This is a genomic window from Arthrobacter sp. NPDC097144, from assembly GCF_044762205.1.
In the GTDB taxonomy this organism is placed as follows: Bacteria; Actinomycetota; Actinomycetes; order Actinomycetales; family Micrococcaceae; genus Arthrobacter_B.
The window spans coordinates 324,097-346,815 of record NZ_JBIWDW010000003.1 but is presented as its reverse complement, the minus strand read 5'-3'; the positions used below and the strand labels follow the sequence as shown (position 1 = coordinate 346,815).

At 66.2% G+C, this 22,719-nt stretch carries 22 protein-coding genes and 1 tRNA gene; 12 read left to right on the top strand and 11 right to left on the bottom strand.

The features are described 5' to 3' along the window. Nucleotides 1-23: 23 nt before the first annotated feature. Nucleotides 24-1,277 carry a 23S rRNA (adenine(2503)-C(2))-methyltransferase RlmN gene (gene rlmN / locus ACIQXM_RS08645; protein WP_400930448.1) on the bottom strand — a complete coding sequence of 418 codons (1,254 nt, stop codon included), beginning with the start codon at nucleotides 1,275-1,277 and terminating at the stop codon, nucleotides 24-26. 138 nt (nucleotides 1,278-1,415) lie between these two features. Here rlmN and ACIQXM_RS08640 point away from each other — a divergent pair, with 138 nt between their 5' ends. Continuing rightward, on the top strand, nucleotides 1,416-1,952 hold the full coding sequence (locus ACIQXM_RS08640) for a GNAT family N-acetyltransferase (RefSeq protein WP_400930447.1): 537 nt from the start codon (nucleotides 1,416-1,418) through the stop codon (nucleotides 1,950-1,952). Nucleotides 1,953-1,965: 13 nt separating this feature from the next. Here ACIQXM_RS08640 and ACIQXM_RS08635 read toward each other — a convergent pair whose 3' ends face one another. Beyond that, nucleotides 1,966-2,442 (bottom strand): nucleoside deaminase, encoded by a 477-nt coding sequence (locus ACIQXM_RS08635; RefSeq protein ID WP_400930445.1) that lies wholly within the window; start codon nucleotides 2,440-2,442, stop codon nucleotides 1,966-1,968. A gap of 262 nt (nucleotides 2,443-2,704) precedes the next feature. Between ACIQXM_RS08635 and ACIQXM_RS08630 the strand changes: the two genes are divergently transcribed. From ACIQXM_RS08630 to ACIQXM_RS08620, 3 genes are read left to right on the top strand one after another with little or no spacing between them, the layout of a single operon-like run. After that, nucleotides 2,705-3,115: a VOC family protein gene (locus ACIQXM_RS08630; protein WP_400930443.1), complete on the top strand. Its 411-nt coding sequence runs from the start codon at nucleotides 2,705-2,707 to the stop codon at nucleotides 3,113-3,115. Nucleotides 3,116-3,142: 27 nt separating this feature from the next. Beyond that, nucleotides 3,143-3,538 carry a VOC family protein gene (locus tag ACIQXM_RS08625; protein ID WP_400930441.1) on the top strand — a complete coding sequence of 132 codons (396 nt, stop codon included), beginning with the start codon at nucleotides 3,143-3,145 and terminating at the stop codon, nucleotides 3,536-3,538. A gap of 45 nt (nucleotides 3,539-3,583) precedes the next feature. Further along, nucleotides 3,584-5,980: an ATP-binding cassette domain-containing protein gene (locus ACIQXM_RS08620; RefSeq protein WP_400930439.1), complete on the top strand. Its 2,397-nt coding sequence runs from the start codon at nucleotides 3,584-3,586 to the stop codon at nucleotides 5,978-5,980. 3 nt (nucleotides 5,981-5,983) lie between these two features. Here the strand turns inward: ACIQXM_RS08620 and ACIQXM_RS08615 are convergent, their stop codons facing one another. Next, the gene (locus ACIQXM_RS08615; protein ID WP_400930437.1) at nucleotides 5,984-6,868 is read right to left on the bottom strand and encodes a metal-dependent hydrolase; all 885 of its coding nucleotides are present in this window, start codon (nucleotides 6,866-6,868) and stop codon (nucleotides 5,984-5,986) included. Nucleotides 6,869-6,963: 95 nt separating this feature from the next. Between ACIQXM_RS08615 and ACIQXM_RS08610 the strand changes: the two genes are divergently transcribed. The 6 genes from ACIQXM_RS08610 (at nucleotide 6,964) to ACIQXM_RS08585 (ending at nucleotide 12,919) form a co-directional block, all read left to right on the top strand. After that, a tRNA-Met gene (locus ACIQXM_RS08610) sits at nucleotides 6,964-7,040 on the top strand. Nucleotides 7,041-7,228: 188 nt separating this feature from the next. Next, nucleotides 7,229-7,849 (top strand): (2Fe-2S)-binding protein, encoded by a 621-nt coding sequence (locus ACIQXM_RS08605; RefSeq protein WP_400930435.1) that lies wholly within the window; start codon nucleotides 7,229-7,231, stop codon nucleotides 7,847-7,849. Continuing rightward, nucleotides 7,846-8,925, top strand: a complete 1,080-nt coding sequence (locus ACIQXM_RS08600; protein WP_400930433.1) for an FAD binding domain-containing protein — start codon at nucleotides 7,846-7,848, stop codon at nucleotides 8,923-8,925. The genes ACIQXM_RS08605 and ACIQXM_RS08600 overlap by 4 nt, the downstream gene beginning before the upstream one ends. After that, on the top strand, nucleotides 8,922-11,006 hold the full coding sequence (locus ACIQXM_RS08595) for a xanthine dehydrogenase family protein molybdopterin-binding subunit (RefSeq protein WP_400930432.1): 2,085 nt from the start codon (nucleotides 8,922-8,924) through the stop codon (nucleotides 11,004-11,006). The genes ACIQXM_RS08600 and ACIQXM_RS08595 overlap by 4 nt, the downstream gene beginning before the upstream one ends. A gap of 41 nt (nucleotides 11,007-11,047) precedes the next feature. Next, on the top strand, nucleotides 11,048-11,704 hold the full coding sequence (locus ACIQXM_RS08590; protein ID WP_400930430.1) for a GNAT family N-acetyltransferase: 657 nt from the start codon (nucleotides 11,048-11,050) through the stop codon (nucleotides 11,702-11,704). A 57-nt stretch (nucleotides 11,705-11,761) separates the two neighbouring features. Continuing rightward, complete coding sequence (locus tag ACIQXM_RS08585; RefSeq protein WP_400930428.1) at nucleotides 11,762-12,919, top strand: alpha-hydroxy-acid oxidizing protein; 1,158 nt, start codon at nucleotides 11,762-11,764, stop codon at nucleotides 12,917-12,919. A 38-nt stretch (nucleotides 12,920-12,957) separates the two neighbouring features. Here the strand turns inward: ACIQXM_RS08585 and ACIQXM_RS08580 are convergent, their stop codons facing one another. The 3 genes from ACIQXM_RS08580 to ACIQXM_RS08570 form a co-directional block, all read right to left on the bottom strand. After that, on the bottom strand, nucleotides 12,958-13,590 hold the full coding sequence (locus ACIQXM_RS08580; protein WP_400930427.1) for a TetR/AcrR family transcriptional regulator: 633 nt from the start codon (nucleotides 13,588-13,590) through the stop codon (nucleotides 12,958-12,960). A gap of 96 nt (nucleotides 13,591-13,686) precedes the next feature. Beyond that, on the bottom strand, nucleotides 13,687-14,421 hold the full coding sequence (locus ACIQXM_RS08575; RefSeq protein WP_400930425.1) for a glucose 1-dehydrogenase: 735 nt from the start codon (nucleotides 14,419-14,421) through the stop codon (nucleotides 13,687-13,689). A gap of 116 nt (nucleotides 14,422-14,537) precedes the next feature. Beyond that, nucleotides 14,538-15,371, bottom strand: coding sequence for a DUF1295 domain-containing protein (locus tag ACIQXM_RS08570; protein WP_400930423.1), 834 nt, complete (start codon nucleotides 15,369-15,371; stop codon nucleotides 14,538-14,540). 79 nt (nucleotides 15,372-15,450) lie between these two features. Here ACIQXM_RS08570 and ACIQXM_RS08565 point away from each other — a divergent pair, with 79 nt between their 5' ends. After that, nucleotides 15,451-15,993, top strand: coding sequence for a GNAT family N-acetyltransferase (locus ACIQXM_RS08565; RefSeq protein ID WP_400930421.1), 543 nt, complete (start codon nucleotides 15,451-15,453; stop codon nucleotides 15,991-15,993). 24 nt (nucleotides 15,994-16,017) lie between these two features. Here the strand turns inward: ACIQXM_RS08565 and ACIQXM_RS08560 are convergent, their stop codons facing one another. After that, the gene (locus ACIQXM_RS08560; RefSeq protein ID WP_400930419.1) at nucleotides 16,018-16,875 is read right to left on the bottom strand and encodes an aminoglycoside phosphotransferase family protein; all 858 of its coding nucleotides are present in this window, start codon (nucleotides 16,873-16,875) and stop codon (nucleotides 16,018-16,020) included. A gap of 70 nt (nucleotides 16,876-16,945) precedes the next feature. Further along, entirely contained in the window at nucleotides 16,946-17,836 is an 891-nt protein-coding gene (locus tag ACIQXM_RS08555; RefSeq protein ID WP_400930417.1) for a Rieske 2Fe-2S domain-containing protein, read from the bottom strand. A gap of 143 nt (nucleotides 17,837-17,979) precedes the next feature. Here ACIQXM_RS08555 and ACIQXM_RS08550 point away from each other — a divergent pair, with 143 nt between their 5' ends. Beyond that, complete coding sequence (locus tag ACIQXM_RS08550; RefSeq protein ID WP_400930415.1) at nucleotides 17,980-18,504, top strand: hypothetical protein; 525 nt, start codon at nucleotides 17,980-17,982, stop codon at nucleotides 18,502-18,504. Here ACIQXM_RS08550 and ACIQXM_RS08545 read toward each other — a convergent pair. The 3 genes from ACIQXM_RS08545 to ACIQXM_RS08535 all read right to left on the bottom strand — a co-directional run bounded on the left by ACIQXM_RS08545 (nucleotide 18,501) and on the right by ACIQXM_RS08535 (nucleotide 22,692). Continuing rightward, complete coding sequence (locus ACIQXM_RS08545) at nucleotides 18,501-19,295, bottom strand: SDR family NAD(P)-dependent oxidoreductase (protein ID WP_400930413.1); 795 nt, start codon at nucleotides 19,293-19,295, stop codon at nucleotides 18,501-18,503. The two genes, ACIQXM_RS08550 and ACIQXM_RS08545, sit on opposite strands and share 4 nt — an antisense overlap. 39 nt (nucleotides 19,296-19,334) lie before the next feature. Beyond that, nucleotides 19,335-19,910, bottom strand: a complete 576-nt coding sequence (locus ACIQXM_RS08540) for a TetR family transcriptional regulator (RefSeq protein ID WP_400930411.1) — start codon at nucleotides 19,908-19,910, stop codon at nucleotides 19,335-19,337. Nucleotides 19,911-20,091: 181 nt separating this feature from the next. After that, nucleotides 20,092-22,692, bottom strand: a complete 2,601-nt coding sequence (locus ACIQXM_RS08535; RefSeq protein WP_400930409.1) for an MMPL family transporter — start codon at nucleotides 22,690-22,692, stop codon at nucleotides 20,092-20,094. Nucleotides 22,693-22,719: the final 27 nt, after the last annotated feature.

The window sequence follows — 22,719 nt, the reverse complement described above, 5'->3', positions numbered from 1 at the left end:
CCCCGGCGTCCGGCCGAAGGAAACTAGTCCGCTGCGGCCAACTGCCCGCAGGCGCCGTCAATCTCCTTGCCGCGGGTGTCGCGCAGCGTGGTGGGGATGCCGGCGTCGATCAGGCGGTTGATGAACTCCCGGGTCACGTGCGGTTCCGGCGACGTCCAGATGGATCCGGGCGTGGGGTTCAGCGGAATCGGGTTGACGTGCACCCAGCCGCGGCCGCGGGCGTTGAGCTTCTTGGCGAGCAGGTCGGCCCGCCACGGGTGATCATTCATGTCCTTGATCAGGGCGTACTCGATCGAGACACGGCGGCCGGTAACGCGGTAGTAGTTGTACGCGGCATCGAGGGCCTCGTCCACCTTCCACCGGCTGTTGACCGGGATCAGCTCGTCGCGCAGTTCATCGTCCGGTGCGTGCAGGCTCAGCGCGAACGTGACCGGGATGTTCTCCTCGGCCAGCTTGTTGATGGCCGGAACCAGGCCCACGGTGGAGACCGTAATGTTGCGGGCGCTCATGCCCAGCCCCTCGGGAACCTCGGCGGCCATCCGGTGCACGGCATTCATGACGCGCTTGTAGTTGGCCAACGGCTCACCCATGCCCATGAAGACAATGTTGGTGACGCGCTCGGCGTCGTGCCCGCCGTCGCGGCGTTTGCCGCCCAGGCCGCCCTCCTTGATCACCCGGTTGGCCTGGACAATCTGGTCCAGGATTTCCGCGGTGGACATGTTCCGGGTCAGGCCGGCCTGTCCGGTGGCGCAGAACGGGCAGTTCATGCCGCAGCCGCACTGGCTTGAGACGCACAGGGTGATCCGGCCCGGGTAGCGCATCAGCACGGACTCCACCAGCGAACCGTCAAACAGACGCCAGAGGAATTTAATCGTGTCGCCGTTGTCCGTGGTGAGCCGCTTCACTTCGGTCAGCAGCGTGGGGAACATTTCCTTCACCAGATCATCGCGGCGCTCCTTGGGGAGGTCGCTCATGGCTTCGGGGTCCGTGGTGTAGTGCTGGAAATAGTGCACCGAGAGCTGCTTGGCGCGGAAGGCCGGCAGGCCCAGCTCCTTGAGCTTGGCCTGGCGTTCGGGCAGCGTCATATCGGCCAGATGGGCCGGAGGTTGGGAAACACGCGGCGACTTGAACTGAAGCAGAGGACGGCCGTCGGGCTCCTTGGCCTGTTCCCAGCCCTCAGTGGCGGGGCGAACCTGCGTTTTCCGCGCCTGCAGCTGGGCCTTGGAGGTGCCAACCGGCTTGGACGGGGTTGCGGGGGAAGTTTCAAGGGAAGTCATCCCTTCTATTTTTGCACGCATCCGCATTCTCCGCTTTCTGTTAGCCCACTTGGCACGATGCTGAAACACCGCTGAAACCGCATGCTCCTAGAGTCAAGGAAATGCCCGTTCCCGGCACGACCCCAGCAGGAGGTCTCCATGCTTGCCGACCAGCCGCCGCACCTCACCATCCGCGAGGTGCCCTGGAGCAATCCCGTAGGCGCCGATCTGCGCGCCGCCCAGCAATCGGAACTGAATTCGCGCCACGATTCCGCCTCCGCCGAACCGGCGCCGCCGTCCGCCGAAGATACGGCCGTTTTCCTGGTGGCCTACGAAAAAAGTTCCGGCCAGCCGCTGGGCTGCGGAGGGCTGCGGCGGCTGGACGACACGACGGCGGAAATCAAGCGGATTTATGTGTTGCCGTACGCCCGGGGATCCGGGGTGGCCACGGCAGTGCTGACTGCCCTTGAGTATCGGGCTCGGGCTGCCGGTTACGCAGTCATCACGGCCGAAGCAGGATCAGCCCAGCCGGACGGGCGGCGCTTCTACCAGCACGGCGGTTACACGGTGGTGCCCAACTTTGGCCCCTACGCCGAGTTGGAGGACTCGGTGTGCTTTGCAAAGACCATTGGCCTGGGCCTCTGTCCGCCGGATTCTCCCGCCGGGGCAATGCGTCCCTGGATGTCGCGGGACTGAAAGGAGCCCAGTATCAGTAGGTGATGCGGCTCTCCGCGGCGGTCCACGCGTCAAACGGCGAATTGGCCGCAACCTCGTGCGGCTCCAGCTGCGTCACCTGCAGGGACCGGTCAGCCACAGGTGTCTCGAAGTACTCATAGAAGACGGCGTCGTCGAACCCGGCGCGGGCGGCGTCGTACCGGTTTGCCGCGAAAACCACGCGCTCCAGCCGGGCCCAGAGGGACGAGGCAAGGCACATGGGGCAGGGTTCGCAGCTGCTGTAGAGGACAGCACCGCTGAGGTCATGGGTTCCCAGGCCCGCTCCGGCAGCACGGATGGCGGTAACTTCGGCATGCGCCGTGGGGTCATGATTGGCCGTCACGCGGTTCACGCCCTCAAACACCCGTCCGTCGGGGGTGACGACGACGGCGCCGAACGGTCCGCCGCTGTTGGCCACGTTGGCGGTGGCCAGGCTGACGGCACGGGCAAGGTATTCGGCATCGGTGGTCATGCGTCTCTCCTCGGGTGGGACAACCGGCGGGTGCCGCCGGGCCAGGCAGACAGCACTCGGTAAGTGCCCGCCTTCGGCAGCATAAGGCTAGCACCCGGACGCACCCCGAATCCGGCCCCGTGTGCCGCAGCCCCGGGCCGGGAACTCTGGACTGGACGCCGCCTGTGTGGGAGCGTACAGGGACAGGGCGCGGGCGCTCCCGGAGGCAGGGCCCGTCCGGCCCGAAGCCCAAGCGGTGGGATCGATTCCGGGAGGAACCCCAATGGAACGCATGATTTTTCCAAACCTCGCCGTCGTGGATCTGGCCAAATCAACGCAGTTTTACCGTGGCCTCGGGTTTGTTGAGAACCCGCAGTTCAGCAATGAAGACGCCGCGGCCATGGTCATCTCCGACACCATAGTGGTCATGCTGCTTCGGCAGGACTTCTTTCAGCAGTTCCTTCCTGAGGGTGACAGGCCGCATCTGCGGGCTGCCGGCAAGGAAATTCTCAATTGCCTGAGCTGTGATTCGCGTGAGGAAGTGGATGCTTTCCTGGAAAACTGCGCCAAGAGCGGCGGGGCCGTCTTCCAGCCTGGGCGGGAACAGATGCCTGGCATGTATTCCGGAGCGGGCACCGACCCGGACGGCCACGTCTGGGAATTCATGTGGATGGATCCGTCCATCCCCGAATAGAGTCTGCAGGGCTTCGGAGGGCAGCGCTTGTACCCCGTAATCTATCCGCACCTCCGGGTGGCGGATCTGGACCGGTCCACCGGCTTTTACATGGGTCTGGGCTTTTCGCTCAATGAAAGGCTCAGCACGGTTGATCTCTCTGCCATGAACATCTCTGCCGCCATTGTGCTGGTTCTGTTGCCAAAGCCGTTCAACCGGGAAACCCGCACCGCTGCGGCTTTTCCCACCCGCACGGCCCTGGCCTTTCCCACGCGCAGCGACGTGGATGAGATTCTCGCCGCCTGCACGGCCAACGGCGGGAAGCTCATTTCCCGCGCCCGCGTCAAAGCCAAGGGCGTCTACCTGGGAACGGCAGCGGATCCGGACGGGCACCTCTGGGATTTCTTGTGCCGGGACGGCGAGCCGTGGCAAGGGAACCTGTAGCCTCAGGCAGACACCACTGACCTCATCGAAAGAAACGGGCCGGCCATGGGCATACGTTCTGGAACCGCAGCAGAAACCGGATCCGCGTCCCCGCATGCGGCGGACTCCCAGGACATGATCCGGGTCCGGGGCGCGCGGGAGAACAACCTCCGCGAAATCAGCGTCGATATTCCCAAGCGCCGCCTCACAGCTTTCACCGGCGTATCCGGCTCCGGCAAGAGTTCGCTGGTTTTCGGCACCGTTGCTGCCGAGTCCCAGCGGCTGATCAATGAAACCTACAGCGCTTTTGTGCAGGGTTTCATGCCCAACCTGGCGCGGCCGGACGTGGATCTGCTGGAGGGCCTGACCACAGCCATCATCGTGGACCAGGAACGGATGGGCGCCAACCCGCGCTCCACCGTTGGTACTGCCACGGACGCCAATGCCATGCTCCGGATCGTCTTCAGCCGGCTGGGCCAGCCGCAGATCGGCTCACCCAACGCATATTCGTTCAACGTGCCCTCGGTAAAAGCCAGCGGCGCCATCACCGTGGAACGCGGCGGCAAAACCAAGGCGGAGAAGGCCACCTATAACCGGCTCGGCGGCATGTGTCCGCGCTGCGAGGGCACGGGGTCCGTCACCGACTTCGACCTGACCGCCCTGTACGACAGCAGCAAGTCCCTGAACGAGGGCGCACTCACCATCCCGGGCTACAGCATGGACGGCTGGTACGGCCGCATCTACAGGGGCACCGGCTACTTCGATCCGGACAAGCCGATCGCGAAGTTCAGCAAGCGGGAACTGCATGACCTGCTTTACAGGGAACCCACCAAGATCAAGGTGGAGGGCATCAACCTGACCTATGAGGGGCTGATCCCCAAAATTTCCAAGTCCATGCTGTCCAAGGATCCCGAGGCCATGCAGCCGCACATCCGCGCCTTTGTGGACCGGGCCATCACCTTCAGCGTCTGCCCCGAGTGCGGCGGGACCCGGCTCAGCGCCGAGGCCCGCTCCTCCAAAATCAACGGCAGGAACATTGCCGACGTGTGCGCCCTGCAGATCACTGACCTTGCAGAATGGATCCGCACCCTCGACGAACCGTCGGTGGCACCCCTGCTGGCCGGGCTGCAGCACCTGCTGGATTCCTTCGCCGAGATTGGCCTGGGCTACCTCAGCCTCGACCGCCCCTCGGGAACCCTGTCCGGCGGGGAGTCCCAGCGCACCAAAATGATCCGCCACCTCGGGTCCTCACTGACGGATGTGACGTACGTCTTTGATGAACCGACAATCGGCCTTCACCCGCATGACATCGAGCGGATGAACCGGCTGCTCCTGCAGCTGCGGGACAAGGGCAACACCGTGCTGGTCGTCGAGCACAAACCAGAAACCATAGCCATTGCGGACCACGTGATCGATCTGGGCCCCGGGGCCGGGAGTGACGGCGGTACGGTCTGTTTTGAGGGCACCGTTGAGGGCCTGCGCGGCAGCGGAACCGTCACCGGGAACCACCTCGATGACCGAGCCCGGCTGAAGGACGCGGTGCGCTCCCCTGCCGGCGTCTTGGAGGTCCGCGGCGCTGCGGCGAACAACCTCCAAAACGTCGATGTCGACATTCCCCTCGGCGTGTTCTGCGTGCTGACGGGGGTGGCGGGCTCCGGAAAGAGTTCCCTGGTCTCCGGTTCGGTGGCCGGACGGGACGGCGTCGTCGTCATCGACCAGGGTGCGATCAAAGGTTCCCGGCGGAGCAACCCGGCCACCTACACCGGGCTGCTGGAGCCGATCCGCAAGGCCTTCGCGAAAGCCAACGGTGTTAAACCGGCCCTGTTCAGCTCCAATTCCGAAGGTGCCTGCGCCGTCTGCAACGGTGCGGGCGTGATTTTCACTGATTTAGGAGTAATGGCCACCATGGAGTCCGTCTGCGAAGAATGCGGCGGCAAGCGGTTCCAGGCGGCCGTGCTGGAGTACACCCTGGGCGGCAGGAACATTGCCGATGTCCTGGAGATGTCCGTGGCCGAGGCCGGGGAGTTTTTCGGCAGCGGGGAAACCTCCCTCCCGGCGGCACATAAAGTCCTGGCCCGGCTCGCCGACGTCGGGCTGGGCTACCTCCACCTCGGCCAGCCGCTCACTACCCTTTCCGGCGGCGAGCGCCAGCGCCTGAAGCTGGCAACCCAGATGGCCGAAAAAGGAACCGTTTACATCCTCGACGAGCCCACCACCGGACTGCACCTTGCAGACGTGGACCAATTGCTGGGCCTGCTGGACCGGCTCGTGGATTCCGGTAAATCGGTGGTTGTCATTGAGCACCACCAGGCAGTGATGGCGCACGCGGACTGGATCATCGATCTGGGTCCCGGGGCGGGTCATGACGGCGGGCGCATCGTCTTTGAGGGCACTCCCGCGGACCTCGTGTCCGGCAGGTCAACGCTTACCGGCCGGCATTTGGCCGCCTACGTCGACGCCTGAGCGTTACCCCGCGGGCTGCACACAGATGGTATCCATGGTGACGGTCACGGCGCCGTCGCCCTCTTCCGCGGTCAGGGTGACCTGGATGCCGCCGGTCTCCTCCAAGGACGCCGCATGCGTGCCGCCGCAGGGAATGCTGACCGGGCCCTGGGGCAGGTCCACGGCCCAGCGGCGCATGTCGGTGAGTCCGCCGCCGTCGCACTCGATCCGCACCTGCGCACCGGTGGCGGTCCAGTCCGCCAAAACAGCGTTGATGCCTGCCTCGGCGGCGGGCAGATCGTCCAGCAGCGCCTCGGGCCGGAAGCCCTTGCGGCGCAGCGACTTCCCCAGCCGGTACACATCGGTGGAGCCGTGCTCGGTAATGGTGGATGTTTCGATGGCCAGGGCATCAAAGTTGGGGTTGCCGGCGGCATCAGCGGGAACGTCTTTCTTCCAGGCCCCGGCCAGCTGCCGGTTCAGCGCCAGCGACGCCAGATGGCAGGCGGTGTGCCCCACGGAAAGAGCACTGCGGTAAGCCGCGTCCACCTGGATCCGCACGGAGTCCCCTTCCTGCACGGCAGCATCCGGGGGGAGCACGTGTGCAACGGTGAAGGTCCAGCCTTCGGTGCCCTTCCTGACCGGAATATCAGCGCCCAGGAACAGATCAGTTCCGTCGGTGGCCGCGACCACGGCGTCGCGCACCTCATAGGAATCCCCTGCGTCCGTGACCAGCACCGCGCGGTCCGCGCCCTGGTCCGGCCAGCCGGCATCTACGGGGTGAACGGCGGTGACGTCCAGCAGGACCACCCGGCTGCCGTCAGCCAGGCTTTCAGCGTGAAGGACCGTTCCGGTGGACTCCACGGCGCCGGAGGGATAAGTGACAGTTGTGTCTTCGGTAGGCAGGCTCACAACCCCACCCTACCGACAACTTTTCCATCCCCGGAGTGACGGCTGTCACTGGATTCTTCGGATTGAGCCACAGGGGGGTACAGTTCTAAGTACGACGCGGGGTGGAGCAGTTCGGTAGCTCGCTGGGCTCATAACCCAGAGGTCGCAAGTTCAAATCTTGCCCCCGCAACCAAGAAGACGGTCCTCATCGGTGAAAACCGATGGGGGCCGTTTTGTTTAACCAGCGTATCCCGTGTCTGTGCCTGCAGCGGCCGGGCGATTCCCCGCAGTACGGATCCGGCAGCCATTTGGGTGTTGTCCCCGCCGCGCACCTCCGGTAGGTTGGCGCACCATTGGACACTGCTGAAGGGCGGGCGGTACATGGATGCGGAGATAACCCTGAACGTGGACGGCAGCGAACGGACGCTGACCGTCGATACCCGCACCACGGTGCTGGACGCGCTTCGGGACCGGCTGGGCGTGACATCACCGAAGAAGGGATGCGACCACGGGCAGTGCGGCGCCTGCACGGTCCTGCTGGACGGGCGCCGCGCCAATTCTTGCCTGACCCTGGCCGTGGCCCACAACGGAGCGGAGGTTCTCACCGCCGAGGGCCTGGCCGACGTGATTCCGGACGGCCGCCTGCATCCGGTGCAGCAGGCGTTTCTGGAACAGGACGGATTCCAGTGCGGCTACTGCACCCCGGGGCAGATCTGCTCCGCCGTGGGCGTGATCGAGGAGGCCGCAGCGGGACATCCTTCCGCTGCCACCGCGCATCCGGACACTGAAAGCGGCATCGACCTGACTGACGCTGAAATCCGCGAGCGGATGAGCGGGAACCTTTGCCGCTGCGGCGCGTACGTCAATATTGTGGCAGCCGTGCGGCAGGCCGCCGAGGCCGCTGCCACCCTCCGCAAGGGCATGCCGGATCCGGAGGAGGAGGCGGTTCATGACTCTCCCACCGCGGCCTCAATGCCGGCCCATCCCGAGGAGCGGTCATGATCCCCTTCGACTACCGCCGCGCCGAGGACCCGGCCGCCGCCGTCGCGCTGGTCTCCGCCAACCCCGACGCCGTTTTCCTGGCCGGCGGCACCAACCTCGTGGACCGGATGAAGCTCGGGATCGCCTCCCCCACTTTGCTGGTGGACATCAGCCGGCTGCCGCTGAACACTGTGGACGTGCTCGACGACGGCCGGGTACGGATCGGCACCAACGTCAGCAACGCCGACCTCGCCGCGAACACCTTTATCCGCCGCCGCTATCCGGCGCTGTCCTCCGCACTGCTGGCCGGGGCATCGGGGCAGCTGCGCAATTTGGCCACCACCGGCGGCAACCTGCTCCAGCGCACCCGCTGCGTGTACTTCCAGAACCCCACCACCCCCTGCAACAAGCGCGAACCCGGGACCGGCTGCTCCGCCGTCGACGGCTATACCCGCTACCACGCGATTCTCGGCGCCTCGGAAGCCTGCGTGGCAACCCATCCCTCGGATATGGCCGTGGCCCTGGCTGCCCTGGACGCCGCCGTCGTGGTGCTCGGCCCGGCGGGGGAACGGATCATTCCGGTGAGTGATTTCCACCGGCTGCCGGGGAATCAGCCGGAAAAGGACACCGTGCTCGAACACGGTGAACTCATCACGGCCGTCGAACTCCCGCCGGCACCCGCCCGGTCCGCCTACCGCAAGGTGCGGGACCGCGCGTCGTACGCTTTTGCCCTGGTGTCCGTGGCGGCGGCAATGGAACTGGAGGACGACGGCGCCTCGCCTCCGGTGATCCGGGACATCCGGATCGCGCTGGGCGGGGTGGCGCACAAGCCGTGGCGCGCCCTGCAGGCGGAGGCCGTGCTGCGCGGCACGGAAGCAACGGAGGAAAACTTCCGGGCCGCCGCCGATGCCGAGCTGGCGGCGGCGGAATCGCTGCAGGACAACGGCTTCAAAATCCCGATGGTCCGCAACACCCTGGCCGCCGTGCTGCGGGACTTGGCCGGGCTGGGAACCCCGGATGCGAGCGCCGAGGGAACCGACCATCCCGAGGGGCCGGACGGCCCCCGGGACGCAGGCTGGGAGGAACTGGACTCATGAGCAAGCAGCTGACCGCCCGGGCCATCGGCACCCCCTATGAACGGCTCGACGGCGAACTGAAGGTCAAGGGCACCGCACCGTACGCCTATGAGCAGCCGGTGGAGAACCCGCTGCACCTGTATCCCGTGCTCTCCACCATTGCCCGCGGAACCGTGCAGCGGGTGGAAACGGCCGCCGCGGAAGCTCTTGACGGGGTCTTCACCGTCCTCACCTCCGAAACGGTGCCCCGGCTGGCGGACACCTCCGACCGGGAACTGGCAGCGCTGCAGGACAACCGGGTGGGCTACCGCGGGCAGCTTGTTGCGGCAGTGCTGGCGGAAACTCCGGAGATCGCCCGTGAGGCGGCCGCGGCAGTCAGCGTGGCCTACGCGGAAGAGCCCTTCTCCGCCCAGCTGCGCAGGGACGATCCGGACCTGTACGCCCCGGAGGAGCTGAACGCCGGCACTCCCACGGACAGCAGCCAGGGGGCAGCCGACGCCGCCTTCGAGACCGCTGCACTGAAGATCGAGCAGACCTATTCCACCCCGGCCGAACACAACAATCCCCTGGAGCCACATGCCACGGTGGCCCAGTGGGACGGGCGGACGCTGACGCTGTGGGACTCCACCCAGGGTGTGCACGCAGTCAAAGGAACACTGGCGCAGGTCCTGGGCCTGGAAGAGGAGCAGGTGCACGTCATTGCCCCGCACGTGGGCGGCGGATTTGGTTCCAAGGGCATGCCGCACGTACAGGTGGTGATGGCTGCCCTGGCCGCGCAGGTCACCGAGGGGCGGCCGGTGAAGTTCCCGGTCACCCGTCAGCAGATGTTCACCCTGACCAGCCACCGCACCCCGACAATTCAGCACATCCGGCTGGGGGCCGCCGACGACGGGCGGCTCACCGCCATGTCCCTGGACGTCGTGGAGCACACCTCCCGGATCAAGGAATTCGCGGAACAGACCCCCGCACCGTTCCGGATGATGTACGCCTCTCCCAACCGGAGCACCACCACCCGCGTGGCACCGCTGGACATCCCTGTTCCCTCCTGGATGCGGGCACCGGGTGAGTGTCCGGGAATGTTCGGCCCCGAGGTGGCCATGGATGAACTCGCCGCCGCTGCCGGACTGGACCCCATTGAGCTGCGCCGCCGGAATGAGCCGGAAACGGATCCGGAAACCGGGAACCCGTTCTCCAGCCGGCACCTGCTGGAATGCTTTGACCTCGGTGCCGAACGCTTCGGCTGGGAGCGGCGGGTCACCCGTCCCCGGTCCGTCCAGGAGAACGGCTGGCTGGTGGGCCTGGGGACGGCCAGCGCCGTTTACCCCTTTATGCGCCAGCCCTCCAACACCGCCCGGATCCGCTACGAACAGGACGGCATCTACTCGGTGCAGATTGGAGCGGCGGACATTGGCACCGGCGCCTGGACGGCGCTGACGCAGATTGCTGCCGATGCGCTGGACGTGCCGATGGACCGGATCCGGCTGGGCATCGGCGACACCGTGTTTCCTGCCGCTTCGGTGGCCGGCGGATCTTCCGGAACGGCGAGCTGGGGCGGAACAATCATTGCCGCCGCCCGTGCATTCCGGGCCGACCACGGAGAGCATCCCTCCCCCGGGGCGCAGACCGAGGCCAAGGCTCCGGAAGACCCCGAGGCGGCGAACCTGGCACTGTATTCCTTCGGCGCGCATTTCGCCGAGGTCCGGATCTCCGCGGACACCGGCGAAATCCGGGTCTCCCGCATGCTGAGTGTTTTTTCGGCGGGGCGAATCATCAACCCGCGCACCGCCCGGTCCCAGTTCCTGGGCGCAATGACCATGGGGCTGGGAATGGCGCTGCATGAGCAGAGCGTGCTGGATCCTCGGTTTGGGATTTTCGTGAACCACGACCTGGCCGAATACCACATCCCCACCAACGCCGATGTGCTGGACATGGACGCGCTGTGGATCGAGGACGTGGATGAGCACGCCGGACCGCTTGGCGCCCGGGGCATCGGGGAAATCGGAATTGTGGGCAGTGCCGCAGCGATTGCCAATGCCGCCTACAACGCTTCCGGGATCCGGATCCGGGACCTTCCACTGACGCCGGACAAGTTTTTGGAGTAACCGGACGGCACGCAGAAGCGAGGCCGTGCAAAACTGGCGTCATGACTGCTGCGCGTCCCGCCTCCGCCCTCCTCACCGGCCGGTTTGTCCGGCTTGAGCCGATGACTGCCGATCTGCTGCCGGACCTGCACCGGGCCATCGCGGTCCCGGATGTCTTTTCCGGCGGCTATGGAGGCGGACCGGCTGGACTTCGCGCCGATCCGGACGCCTTCTCCGCCTGGGCTCTGACGTATTACCGGTGGGATGAACTTCCCTTTGCGGTACGGCTGATCCGTGACGGGATCCCCGGCCCCGTGGTGGGCACCAGCACCCTTGCGGACCTGAACCTGCAGCAGGAGACAGTCCAGCTGGGCTGGACCGCCTACAGCCCGGCGGTCTGGGGCACTGCGGTCAACCTCGAGACCAAGCTCCTGCTGCTCGGGCATGCCTTCGGTGCCGGCTTCGGCCGAGTCAGCATCCAGGCCGATTCCCGCAACGAACGGTCCCGGGCGGCAATCGAGAAGATCGGCGGGGTTTTTGAAGGCGTCCTGCGGCGGGAGAAGCTCCGCGCGGACGGCACCTGGCGCGACACCGCGGTGTATTCAATACTCGCCGCGGAGTGGCCCGGAGTACGCGCCGGACTTCAGAGCAGGCTGAGCCGCTTCACCGGCGCTGTGGAAACCCATGCTGCGGAGTCCGCCTCCCCCATTCAGGAGTAGCATGTCCGCCACAACAGCATTTCGGCAACGGTGCCGGAAGCAAACGTGAGGACAATCGTGAGCAGCAACTTCGGGGACTACCAGCTGGGCATCTACATGAACGGCGCTCGGGGCATACTGCCGGATCTGCCGATGGGTTTTGCCGCGACGGAGGAGCTCGCGCAGGTCAGCATGGACCCCCGGACACTCGGCTACGTGGCCGGCGGGGCCGGTGATGAACACACGCAGCGGGCCAACGTTGCCGCCTTCGAGCGGCTGGGCATCATGCCCCGGATGCTCGTTGGCGCCCAGCAGCGGGACCTGGGGATCGACCTGCTGGGACATCAGCTGCCCACGCCGCTGTTCTTCGCGCCCGTGGGAGTCCTCGGTGCGGTGGCCGACGACGGCGACCTGGCTGCAGCGGCGTCGTCAGCCGAACTGGGCATCCCCATGGTGGCCTCCACGCTCGCCTCCGCGCCCCTGGAACAGGTTCGCGCCGCCGCGGGCGAAACCCCGGGATTCTTCCAGCTCTATCCGCCGGCGGACCGGGAACTCGCGGAAAACCTGGTGCACCGGGCCGAAGCAGCCGGCTACGCGGGAATCGTCATCACGCTGGACACCTGGGTGAACGGCTGGCGGCCGCGGGACCTCAGCGCCGCCTACCTGCCCATGCTCTCGGGCCAGTGCCTGGCCAACTACCTCACCGATGACCGGTTCCGGAAGCTGCTGGCCGAACAGGGCTCCACCGACCCCGCCGCAGCGGTGATGCTCTGGGCCTCATTGTTCGGCAATCCCACCATGACCTGGGAGGACCTGGCCTGGTTCCGTTCCCTGACCTCGCTGCCCATTGTGCTCAAGGGCATCTGCTCTCCGGAGGACACGCGCCGCGCCCTGGACGGAGGGATGGACGGCATTTACTGCTCCAACCACGGCGGCCGGCAGGCCAACGGCGGCATCCCCGCCATTGATTGCCTGCCCGGCGTGGTGGAAGCTGCCGACGGCGCCCCGGTCCTCTTCGATTCAGGGGTCCGTTCCGGGGTGGACGCGCTGCGTGCACTGGCCCTGGGGGCCACAGCGGTGGGAATCGGCCGGCCTTACGTCTATGGGCTGGCGGTGGGCGGCCAGGCGGGAATCACGCATGTCATGCGCAGCTTGCTCGCGGAAGCGGATCTGACCATGGCAGTGAACGGCTATCCGGACCTGGCTTCCCTGGGCGGTTCCCTGCACCGGCTCTGAGCGTCCCGCCTCGCCGCACCTGCCCTTGGATTCCGCCCCTATGCGGCTGCCGGGAAACCCTCCCGCGGCCACCAGTCGGGCAGCAGATGAACCAGCGAAGCCAGCCAGGCTTCGACGTCGTCGTCCTCGCGGAGCACCCATTGCTCAATCCATGAGGCGTAGGCCCCGCCGAGGAAAGCGGCAATGACCTCCGGGTCCACGGGCGGCACCAAAGAGTAGCCCTGCCATACATACAGCGAGAGCAGGAACCGCCGCGCCAGATTGTCCGCCAGAACCCCCGTGAACGTTCCGGTGTGGAAGAGTGCGCGGTAAACCCGTTCCTCTTCACGGGTGTGCTGCAGGATCAGCCGGACGGCGTCGACATACAGGGTGCTGATTTCCGCAACGGTTTTGCCGGTGCCCCGCTGGTCCAGCACGTCCACCGTGCCCAGCCGGTCCACCACGCCGGCATAGACGCAGGCAGCCAGCTCGTAGATATTGCGGTGGTGGCCGTAAAAGGTGGTGCGGTGCACTCCGGCCTGCTTGCAGAGGGCCGAAACACTGATATCTGCCAGATCGTGATCGCGCAGCAGGGCCAGCAGGCCGGCCTCCAGCGACTCCCGGGTACGCGCCGTCCGAGGCTCTTCCGAGGCGGGGCGCCGCAGCGCGGGGGATGCTTCCGGTTCAGGCATAGCACTTATCTTCTCAGATACACGGAAGGGCCCCGCCGAAGCGAAGCCCTTCCGTGCCGCGGCGCTGGGGGACGCCGCAAGCTTATGTGTGATCCGTCAGTGGTTTGCGAGCCCGGCGGTTTCGCCGCCGTCCACCACAAACTCCGCTCCGGATGAGAACGACGAATCGTCGCTGGCCAGGAACAGGACCATGTTGGAGACTTCCTCAGCCTCGCCCATGCGGTGCAGCGCCACGTGGTTCATGGGATTCTCCATGCCTTCGGTCATCGGGGTCTTGATAACGCCCGGGTGCACCGAGTTCACGCGGATGCCGTACTTGCCCAGGTCCAGGGCCACCGACTTGGTCAGGCCGCGTACGGCGTACTTTGTGGCGGTGTAGCCCGGCAGTTCCACGAAACCCTGCAGGCCCGCGGTGGAGGAGATATTGATGATGGAGCCCGCCTTGGATTCCTTGAGGGCGGGAATGGCGGCCTTGATGCCGAGGAAAACGCCGGTCAGGTTGATGTCCACAATGGTTGTCCACTGATCGAGGGTGAAGTCCTCAATATGGCCGAAGTTGGCGATGCCGGCGTTGTTGACCAGGACGTCCAGCCCGCCGAACCCGGTAACCGCCGTCTGGACGGCCGCTTCCCAGTCCCCGGGCTTGGTGACGTCCAGGTGGACATAGCGGGCGTTCTCGCCAAGCTGTTCTGCCGCCTTCCGGCCCTCCAAATCCAAGATGTCACCGATGACGACGCGAGCGCCCTCCTCTACGAGGCGACGGGCATGCGCGAGACCCATGCCCCGTGCGCCGCCGCTGATCAGTGCCACTTTTCCGCTTACGCGTGCCATTCAAATCTCCTAAGGTGCGAATAAGATGTTCCCAGTTATTCAACACCTGTCGAAAAGATTCTAGTCCGAAAATGCCAAGAGTGTGGCACGAAGAACACGCAGGCGTGTTGCAGGTCCTATCCGGCCGGTTGCCGCCCCGCCGCCGGACGCAGCCGGTGACGGGGCGGCAATGGAATAATTGCCGAAGTGCGGCGCTGGTACTGGACGTAGTCCGGATACCGTGAGCGGGAGATGCTCTCCGTAAACACCGTGGATCCCATAAACAGGAGGGTCAGCAGCACGGCCCCCAGCACGGTCCAGTGCAGCCAGGCACCCGTGGCCGTCACCGCAAAGCCGTAAAACAACCACCACTGGGCCTGCTCGAAGAAGAAGTTTGGATGCCGGGAAAAACGGAACAGCCCCGTTTGGCGGAAACCCGGCTGCGGGCTGCGTCCCGCGTCCCGTTCAGCGGCCTTCCACTGCTGAAAGTCCCACTGCTGCTGATCAGCCGCGGTCTCCCCGGCCAGGGCAGCCAGAAACAGCACTGCCAGGATCCAGTCCCCGGCGTTGAGCGGGTCAGGGTTCTGGTAGACGGTCAGGGCGGGGAGGGTCATGAGGAAGATGATGATGTTCTGGTAAACGCTGATGAACAGAAGATTGAAAACGGCAAACTGCCAGGGCTTCAGGCGCCGGCGGAGGATGGCCCACCGGTAATCTTCACCGCCGGGCGCATAGCCGCCCTTGCGTGCAAAGTTGAACGTCAGCCTGGCGCCCCACAGCGTGACCAGCACTGCCATCAGGACCAAACGGCCCTCAAAGCCGGATGCCGCCGCAAAAACCCACACATACGCAAGGGGAACCAGGGACCAGATGCGGTCCGTCCACGAGTACTCCCGCGTGATCAGGGACAGCGCCCAGGTTCCGGCACAGGCGGCGGCAAGAATCCACAGGCAGATCAGAACCGGGTTCATCTCTGGAGACTACGCGCGCGGGAAGCCGGGGGGAACGCTGCCGGCCCTCAGCCGGAACGTAAGCTGGTAACCTCGGCCCATGTCCTCGCTTTTCCTGCGGCCCTGGCGGCAGTCCGACGCCGGAGCCTTGATGGCCGCATACCTCGGCAGCCCGGATCTGGAGCGCCAGCTCGACGCCCGCGCCGGAACCCCGGAAGGCGCGGTCCGGGTCGTCCGGGACGATCTGGGCTGGGACCCGCGGACTGCCTGCAACCTGGCCCTTGAGGTGGACGGTGCAGTGGTGGGAAGCGTGGGCATCAGCAATATCAATGAACGCCACGGCACGGCGTGGACGTACTACTGGCTTGCGGCACCGTCACGGGGAAGAGGCTTGGCGGCACGGGCCGTGGCATCGCTGGGTAACCGGGCGCTGGCGGATCTGAGGCTGCACCGTCTGGAATTGGGGCACCGCACCAACAACCCTGCCTCCTGCAGGGTGGCATCAGCTGCCGGGTTTAAGCCGGAGGGAATCCAGCGTGCGAAGCTGCGCTACGGAACGGAACGGTTCGACGTCGAAACGCACGCCCGGCTCGCCACGGATCCGCCGCCGGATGTGCCCCTGATCGACTTGCTCCTGCCCTAAGCGCCGGAGAAGGCCACGCGAAGGTCAGAAGCGGCGCGGTCCCGGGTCATAGAGGGTGCCGCTGCGAAAACGGGCGCCGAAATTGCCGAGGGCAAAATCGCGCAGGTTGGCGTCCCCGGCCAGTTCCGCCGCTGCCGCCACCTGAAGCGACAGGGACGCACGGTGCAGTTGTGCCCGCGCCACCAGATCGGCGTCAGCAATCTCGGTGACAGCGGCGGCGCCAAAGGCTCCCACCAGCGGTGCCAGATCCATCGCCGGGTCACCAACGCAGGCATTGTCGAAGTCCACCAGTCCTGAGATTTCCGCACCTTTCCACAGCACGTTGTGCAATCCGAGGTCTCCGTGGACGATGCGGGGGACCACCGGTTCTTCCGCGGCCAGCACATCCGCCACCACCTTGGCCGCGGCCCTGGCTTCCCGCGGCGGCAGATCTGCGGTGATTCCGGCAACGACTGCCGGCCACTGCCCCGCTCCGCACCATTCCCGCACTGGCCTCAGTCCGCTGCTCACCGGCACCAGGTCCGTCACGGCCGCCACCACCACGCCAAGGGCACCGCGCACCGCAGCCCACAGCTCAAGCGGCCTGTGCTCGCCGGCGACAAAGCTGTTGACCTGGGCAGACCAGCCGTCGCCGTGGACGGGGGAACCCATCACGGAAGGCATGCCGAACGGCAGCCCGGCGCAGGGAAAAGCAGCCAGGTTGGCAGTTTCACTGATGGTGCTCTGCGCATGGCGCAGCCCAAAAACCACGCGGACGACGGCGTCCTCCCCCAACACTGCCACGTGGTGGAAGGCTCCGCGCCGAAACTGCGCCCGGTCCCAGGGCAGCTCCGGCCAGGCATACCGAAGGTCGGCCCAGACGTCCGGCGGATGGAGATCCAATCCTCCCGGGAAGGGACTGTCCGCATCCGTGCAGGCGCCCCCCGCATCTGCTCCGGAGGCCCGCAACAGATTAATCCCCGGCGCCGGTGAGGCTGACCTCGAGCTGGCCCCCGCGGATCCGGGTCTGGAATACCGGCTGCGGTGCCGTGGCCGGACCGCGCATCACTTCGCCGCTCTCAACCGAGAAGGTGCTGCCGTGCCAGGGGCAGACGACGCACAGCTGGCCGCCCGTTTCCTGAAGATGCCCCTCATGCAGCGGCCCCCCGAGATGAGAACAGGTATCCGCCAGCACCGAAACGGCGCCGCCGCCCGCTTCTTCACGGCGCAGCACCATCAGCCCAATGCTGCCCAGTGAGGCCGCACGCGGCTGCCCGGCGGCAAAGGCCTCCACCGGGCCAAGCGAATGCCACCCTTCGGGGATTTCTTCAGAAAGGTCTTCGTTGCGGTTCACCCCCGCACCCTGGCGGTAGGAGAGGTGGCCGCCGAGGAAGCCGCCGACGCCGGAAACGGCCAGACCGCCAAATGCCAGCAGCTTTCCCATGCCGTGGTCTCCGCGCTTTCGGGCCAGCCACGAGGCCGCGTACAGAACGGTGGCGACGGCGTTGCTGGCCTGATGCACTATCCCGGTACGCTGCTGCGGGGTGTCCAGCTGGGAAAAGTCGGTGACACCGGTCAGCGCCGAGGGAACCGCCGCCAAAACACCCAGCCCCACAAGTGTTTTGGCGGCCCCCTGATTGCCCGGCATCAGGTCCAGGACAGCGGCAGAAACCCAGGCACCCAGCGGAACAACCACCAGCAGCGGGTGCACCGGATGCCCCAGCGGAACCCCGTGCAATGCGTCGGCGACCTTCCCCGCGGGCACCGCCTTCCTGACCAGGCCGGCCACCGCTCCTGCGGCAGGATCCAGCCAGGCCGCCCCTTCAAGCTTGTCAACGTAATGGACCAAAGGCAGACGCGGCATATTGTTCTCCTGACGGCGCTGGTGGAATGCTCAACAGGGTAACCACCGCCGCCGCCCGGCACCACCGTATTTGATGCCCGGCGGCGTTAATGCCGGAAGGCGGCCGCAGGGACAAACCAGACATCATCCGCCAGACTGGTGCCATGACTTCGGGGGATGACACTGACACAGCAACGCTGACGTTCCGCACGCGGATACCAACGCGCTACCGGCTGATTCTCGGCCTCCTGGGACTTGCTGTCCTGGCCGGAACCGCAGCTGCCGCCGCAGAGGCCGGGCCGGGGATCCTGCTGACCGGCCTGTTCGTGGCCGCAATCATGGCGCCCATCGTGATGATGCAGGCGCGGATCCGCGTGGGACCGCAGAGTATTCACATCCGCGTGGCCGGCATCTTCTCCACCGAGGTCCCCTACCGCGAGATCACGGCCATCTCCGCAGGCCCCGTCACCGGACTGCGCGAAGGCATGGGCCTGCGGATCCTTCCGGACGGCACGGGCTATCTTGTGGGCGGACCGTCTATTCGCATTGGCTGCAGGCATGCCGATGTGCTGGTGTCCTGCAGTGAGCCGGACCGGCTGCTCACCGCCGTCGCGCCGCTGCTGTCCGCCGGCCCTGCGCGGCGACCCGGCCGAGGCGCACCTCCGCCGGCCGCCGGCACAAAGGTCTAGGACAGCATGCTCCTGCGGCCGTCCGCAATGGCGCTGTGGCTGGACATCCCGCCGTCAACGGTAAGGAGCTGGCCGGTGATGTACCGGGATTCATCCGATGCCAGGAACACCATGGCGGCGGCAATATCCTCCGGAGCTCCGATGAACGGCAGCGAGTTGTGCCCCCGGATGGACTCGATGACGTCCTCCGAAAGGTTGTCCCGCAGGGCCGGCGTCATGATGGCGCCGGGGGCAATCGCGTTGCACCGCACGTACTGCTCGCCGTACTGAGTGGCAATGTACTGGGTCAGACGGATCACTGCGGCTTTGGCCGTTCCGTACGCCGCCTGCAGGAAGTCGCCGGAGATCCCGGCAACGGAGGCGGTGTTGATGATGGACCCGCCGCCGGCGGCAATAATATGGGGCAGGGCAGCACGGGAACCAACCACCGTACTGCGGACGTTCAGGGCCATGGTCCGGTCGAATTCGGCCATATCCATGCGCAGGAGATCCAGGTCTTTGCGTGGATTGCTGCCGCCCACGTGGTTGCACATGATGTGCAGGGAGCCGAATTCTTCCACTGCGGACTCCACGAGCCCGTGCAGAGATTCCTCCTCCATCGCGTTCACGGCGCGGCCGACGGCGCGGCCGCCTGCCTCGGTGATTTCAGCGGCCGCCTGTGCTGCCTTGTCCTGATCCAGGTCACCGATCATTACGGCGGCTCCCTCGGCAGCCATCATTGCTGCGGCGGCGCGACCGATGCCGCTGGCACCTCCGGTGATGACGGCAACTTTGTTTTCCAAACGGTTCATGATGTTCTCCTGCTTCTCTCTTGCGGTGCGCCGGTGCTCTTACGACACCGGAAAAATCAGTGCATTCACTGCCGGCCCGTAGAGGGCGGCCAAGGTGTGCTCGCCCGCCTCCATCAGGGCGGTGTCAGAACGCAGGGCGAGGGCGTCCAGAAGCCCCAGCAGCTGTGCGGTGATCAGCGTGCTGCGCACGCGTGGCTGCGGTCCGTCCAGCCGCTCTGTCAGCGGTTGCACGAGCCCGTCCTCGATCGCCTGGGCGAGGCTCTGCCCTACCTTTTGGTTGCCTGAGGCCCGCATGAGGACGCCGTAGATGCGCAGGGCCCGGGTGCCGCGCATCCTTGCCGCCGCCCCCACCAGCGCAGCGGCCAGATCCGGCAGCGGAGCCTGCAGCGCCTCTTCAAATGCCCGGTGCATCTGGATGGTCGCCAGGAACAGGTCTTCCTTGCTGCCGAAATAGCGAATCACCAGTGCGGCGTCGGCACCGGCTGCCGCCGCTATGGAGCGCACGGACGTGTTTTGGAAACCCTGCTCCGAAAAGAGCCGGGCTGCCGCTTCGGCGATGCGCCGGCGCGTTTCAGCGGAGGACTCCTGGAAGGGCGAAGATTCGGAATCCTGCATGGCTCTCCTCGGGAACGACAGTGGGTGTCAACAGTGTTGACACCCACCATAGGCCTCGCTCGGATCGTCTGTCAACGCCGTTGACAGATGCCGCGGACCCTGGGACGCCAAAGAGTTAAACGGAAGTGCCGCCCTCCTCCGAACGGAGAAGGGCGGCACCGGACACTGCGGGGCTGAAGGATCAGCGGCGTGCAGAGACGCCGTCGTCCGCTTCGGAAACGGCATCCGCCGCGGCTGCCGGTTCCGCGGACGGCGCCGGCTGGGCATCCTCGTGCGGGTGGCGGCGCTCCAGGGACGCACCCTCGACGTCGACATCCGGCACGATCCGGTCCAGCCACTTGGGCAGCCACCAGGCCTTGTCTCCGGCCAGGTGCATAAGCGCCGGAATCAGCAGCATCCGCACCACGAAGGCATCCAGGAGGACACCGAAGGCCAGAGCAAAGCCGATGGGCCGGATCATGGTGCTGTGCGAGAAGATGAAGCCGCCGAACACGGACGCCATGATGATGGCAGCGGCAGTCACCACTGAGCGGCCGGCCCGCACACCCTGGACCACGGCGACACGCGCCGGGGCTCCGTGGGCGTAGGCTTCGCGCATGCCCGATCCCAGGAAGAGCATGTAGTCCATGGCCAGGCCAAAGAGAATGCCCACGAGGATGGTCGGCAGGAAGCTCAGGATCGGACCGGGGGTCTCCACGCCGAAGACGCCGGAGAGCCAGCCCCACTGGTAGATGGCCACCACGCCGCCAAGGGCTGCGAAGTAGGACAGGATGAAGCCCAGGGTTGCGATCACCGGCACGAAGATGGAACGGAAGACCAGGATCAGGATCAGCAGCGACAGGCCCACTACGACGCCGAGGTAGATCGGCAGGGCGTCGGACAGCTTGTCCGAAATGTCGATGTTGCCGCTCGCGGATCCGGCCACGCCGATCTCATACTTGCCGTCCAGCGGAGACAGGTCCCGGAGTGCGTGCACAAGGTTTTCCGTGGACTCACTGGTGGGACCTTCGGTTGGAACCACCTGGAAGGCAGCCACCGTCCGGTCCTCGGAGGTGCCGATCGGAGCTACTGCAGAAACGTCCTGCTGATCGAACAGGGTCCGGGCAATTTCCGCCTGGGCTGCCGTGGCTTCTTCTTCCGTGGGCTCTCCGGGCAGCTCCGCCACTACCAGCAGGGTGCCGTTCTGGCCTTCACCGAATTTCTCGGACACCGCAGCGTAGGCCTGGTACTGGCTGGAGTCATGCGCCTCGGCAGAGCCGTCCGGCAGGTTCTGCCGCAGGTCCAGCGCGGGGATCGCGATCAGCAGCAGTCCGGCGACGGCGGCAACCACGGTAAGGAGGGCACGTCCTGTGCCCATGGGCTTGGCAGGCACGCTCTCAGGGCGGCCGTTTCCGGCTGCCGGGCCGTCCGCTGTCGCGGCGGAGTGCTTGGGTCCGCGGCGGGCACTGTCCCCGTGCCCCTCAAGGGCGGCACGTTCCTTGCGGCTTAGCACGCGCATGCCGGCGATCTTCAGCAGGGCCGGAGTCAGGGTGACGGCAATCAGCACGGCAACGGCAACACAGGCTGCACCAACGGTGCCCATCAGGCCCAGGAAGGGAATCCCGGTGACATTCAGGGCCAGCAGTGCGATGAACACGGTGGCGCCGGCGAACACCACGGCGTTGCCGGAGGTGCCGTTGGCCAGGGCAATGGATTCCTGGATGGCGTAGCCGGACTTCAGCTGGCGCCGGTGCCGGTTGACGATGAACAGGGCGTAGTCGATGCCGACGGCCAGGCCGAGCATCAGGCCCAGGATGGGGGTGATGGAGGCCATTTCGACGATGCCGGAGAATGCCAGCGCGCCCAGGGCGCCGATGCCGACGCCGATCAGCGCGGTCAGCAGCGGCAGCCCGGCGGCAATGAAACTGCCCAGCATGACCACCAGCACCACGGCGGCGACCGCGAGGCCCACCACTTCGCCAACACCGAAGAGGCTGGGGACCGCTGCGGCAACTTCAGCGGAGTAGTCCACCTTGACGCCGTCGATCGGCTCGTCCTCGAAGGCGGCCACAAGAGCGTCCTTCGTTTCCTGCGTCACTTCCATCTGGGTCTCGCTGAAGACCACGTTCACCACGGCGGCGCTGCCGTCTTCGGAAACGGTGCGGATTTCCTTAGCCATTTCCAGCAGTTCGGCGCCCTGCTCGGCAGGAAGGGCCTGTGCCTCAAGGTCGGCGCTGGAGGCGTCAAGTTTGGCGCGGTTGGCGTCCAGGGCAGCCTGCTGCGCATCCAGCCCGGCGAGCACCTCGGCCGATGCTCCCCCGGCGGAAGCCTGCGCACGCGCGGCATCAAGCTTGGCCTGGCCGGCGTCGAGCTGGGCCCGTGCCTGCTCCAGCTGGGTGCGGCCGGCGTCGATCTGTGCCTGCCCCTGGGCCAGCTGCTGGGCCTGGGCGGCCCGGTCAGCCTCGGTGGCAAAGGGGTCGACGACCGTTTCCACGCCGTCGACCTCTGACGCCTTGGTGACCAGGGCGGAGATTTCCTGCTGCTGTTCCGGGCTGAAGGCGGAACCGTCTTCAGTTTGGACAATTACCGAACCCGCTCCGCCGGAGGCCTGCGGCAGCTTTTCCTGGAGGCGTTCGGTCACCTGCGTGGTGGGGGTGTTGGGGATGGAAAATGCGGTAGCCAATGTGCCGCCGAAGAGCGCAAACGCCGCTCCGGCAACCACCAGCACTGCAATCCAGACCGCCAACACGGTACGGGCACGGCGCGCAGCCGCCCGGCCTAGTCGGTAGAGGAATTCAGCCATGAGAGTCCTAACAGGGGGTGGGACGGG

What these genes read in the sequence shown, in the direction of transcription:
- ACIQXM_RS08570 (WP_400930423.1), bottom strand. Translation starts at nt 15,371, where the DNA reads ATGAACCCGGTTCTGATCTGCCTGTGGATTCTTGCCGCCGCCTGTGCC.
- ACIQXM_RS08605 (WP_400930435.1), top strand. Translation starts at nt 7,229, where the DNA reads ATGGATGCGGAGATAACCCTGAACGTGGACGGCAGCGAACGGACGCTG.
- ACIQXM_RS08555 (WP_400930417.1), bottom strand. Translation starts at nt 17,836, where the DNA reads ATGCCGCGTCTGCCTTTGGTCCATTACGTTGACAAGCTTGAAGGGGCG.
- ACIQXM_RS08640 (WP_400930447.1), top strand. Translation starts at nt 1,416, where the DNA reads ATGCTTGCCGACCAGCCGCCGCACCTCACCATCCGCGAGGTGCCCTGG.
- ACIQXM_RS08630 (WP_400930443.1), top strand. Translation starts at nt 2,705, where the DNA reads ATGGAACGCATGATTTTTCCAAACCTCGCCGTCGTGGATCTGGCCAAA.
- rlmN (WP_400930448.1), bottom strand. Translation starts at nt 1,277, where the DNA reads ATGACTTCCCTTGAAACTTCCCCCGCAACCCCGTCCAAGCCGGTTGGC.
- ACIQXM_RS08580 (WP_400930427.1), bottom strand. Translation starts at nt 13,590, where the DNA reads ATGCCTGAACCGGAAGCATCCCCCGCGCTGCGGCGCCCCGCCTCGGAA.
- ACIQXM_RS08620 (WP_400930439.1), top strand. Translation starts at nt 3,584, where the DNA reads ATGGGCATACGTTCTGGAACCGCAGCAGAAACCGGATCCGCGTCCCCG.
- ACIQXM_RS08575 (WP_400930425.1), bottom strand. Translation starts at nt 14,421, where the DNA reads ATGGCACGCGTAAGCGGAAAAGTGGCACTGATCAGCGGCGGCGCACGG.
- ACIQXM_RS08595 (WP_400930432.1), top strand. Translation starts at nt 8,922, where the DNA reads ATGAGCAAGCAGCTGACCGCCCGGGCCATCGGCACCCCCTATGAACGG.
- ACIQXM_RS08535 (WP_400930409.1), bottom strand. Translation starts at nt 22,692, where the DNA reads ATGGCTGAATTCCTCTACCGACTAGGCCGGGCGGCTGCGCGCCGTGCC.
- ACIQXM_RS08545 (WP_400930413.1), bottom strand. Translation starts at nt 19,295, where the DNA reads ATGAACCGTTTGGAAAACAAAGTTGCCGTCATCACCGGAGGTGCCAGC.
- ACIQXM_RS08540 (WP_400930411.1), bottom strand. Translation starts at nt 19,910, where the DNA reads ATGCAGGATTCCGAATCTTCGCCCTTCCAGGAGTCCTCCGCTGAAACG.
- ACIQXM_RS08600 (WP_400930433.1), top strand. Translation starts at nt 7,846, where the DNA reads ATGATCCCCTTCGACTACCGCCGCGCCGAGGACCCGGCCGCCGCCGTC.
- ACIQXM_RS08635 (WP_400930445.1), bottom strand. Translation starts at nt 2,442, where the DNA reads ATGACCACCGATGCCGAATACCTTGCCCGTGCCGTCAGCCTGGCCACC.
- ACIQXM_RS08550 (WP_400930415.1), top strand. Translation starts at nt 17,980, where the DNA reads ATGACTTCGGGGGATGACACTGACACAGCAACGCTGACGTTCCGCACG.
- ACIQXM_RS08565 (WP_400930421.1), top strand. Translation starts at nt 15,451, where the DNA reads ATGTCCTCGCTTTTCCTGCGGCCCTGGCGGCAGTCCGACGCCGGAGCC.
- ACIQXM_RS08590 (WP_400930430.1), top strand. Translation starts at nt 11,048, where the DNA reads ATGACTGCTGCGCGTCCCGCCTCCGCCCTCCTCACCGGCCGGTTTGTC.